1 protein-coding gene and 1 pseudogene are annotated in these 1284 nt (G+C 56.1%); both read right to left on the bottom strand.

Translation table 11 applies throughout. The features are described 5' to 3' along the window. Nucleotides 1-29 precede the first annotated feature (29 nt). On the bottom strand, nt 30-926 hold the full coding sequence (locus tag BKY26_RS09230) for a Hint domain-containing protein (protein WP_083431385.1): 897 nt from the start codon (nt 924-926) through the stop codon (nt 30-32). 152 nt (nt 927-1078) lie between these two features. Next, nucleotides 1079-1284 (bottom strand): annotated as a pseudogene (locus tag BKY26_RS20220) (Hint domain-containing protein); the annotation flags it as partial.

The following is a 1284-nucleotide window of genomic DNA, read 5'->3' as shown; positions in this document are numbered from 1 at the left end:
AGGGTGGGCAGTTCTGCCCACCCCTCTGATCAAGCCGCGGCCTTTCCAGCCAGCCGCGCCCGGATCGCTGTCGGCACCTGTCGCGCCGACATCGCGCGGGGATAAGGCAACTCCTCCATCTCCGGCACCTCGCCATAGAGCGCGTCGAATTCGCTGTAATTGTCGAACACCCGACGGGAGACATTGTCGATAAACGTCTCCGCAGGTGCACCATTGGCGAGGATGATCTCGTGTTCTTCGGTTTCAATGTGATAGACCGTGTAGGTCTCGCCCATCTCGGACAGGGGAACGCGGGTGATCGTGGTGTCGTTCACCAAGGCCCCGGCGTGGCAGACGACTCCGTCGACCAGCATCCCGTGGTCAGCGGTCACCATCAGGTCTGTATGCGGCAGTCCGTTGCCAAGCGATCCAGTGGCAAAGCGCACCGGCATCAGGCGTTCGGCAGGCCCAAACCGGGTGGAGACGGTCTGACGGCCGATCCATTTGACCGGGACAGCAGAGCCATCAGATGAGAGTACGCGATCTCCGATCTTGATGCTCTCAACTGCGCGTTCCCCGCCAGGACTGTTGATTAGTGTGCCCTCGACAAAACAAGTTGGGAAAGCAGCGGTACTGATATCACCGGGGGTTAGCGTTGCAGGTGGCGACACGGGGGCTTGGTCCATCATGACCACCCGGAACTGGAACGGATTGGTGTCGACATAGTCGAAGATCGGCCAGGATTGCCCGTCAATCATGACCTGCCCGACATATGTATACGTGACACCAGAAAGCTGAACGGAGTTTCCTACCGTGAACTCCATATCCGCCTGTAGATCGTTAAGCTCTGCTATGATGTTTTGCGCTGGAAGAAGGACTGATCCGTTCGAGCCTGCCGGGCTTCCGTAGTCGTAAGCAACGGTGTGGGTAATGTCGTAAGTAGCCATTCTGTGTCCTAATCCCTGTTTGACTAATTCATTGGTAAATACGCAATAATTGCTGCTTAACAAGCGCACAATAAGCCAAAGGAATAGTGACTAAGAAAAGCAAAAAGCGTGACCCACCAGAGTCAGTAGAGGGCGGTATTTCCTACCGAAGGTCAAGCAACTTTTGATGGTAATAGCTTCCTTTGCACCCAATCCGGCACCTGCCTAACGCTCATCGCACGGGGATAGGGCAGTTCCTCCATCTCCGGCACATCGCCATAAAGCGCCTCGAATTCGGCGAAGTTGTCGAACACCCTGCGGCTGACATTGTCGATGAAGGTTTCGGCGGGTGCGCCATTCGCGAGGATGATCTCATGTC

Source organism: Nioella sediminis, from assembly GCF_001879695.1.
In the GTDB taxonomy this organism is placed as follows: Bacteria; Pseudomonadota; Alphaproteobacteria; order Rhodobacterales; family Rhodobacteraceae; genus Nioella; species Nioella sediminis.
Note: the sequence above shows the minus strand (reverse complement) of the source record. Positions and strands in the feature narration are given on the sequence as shown.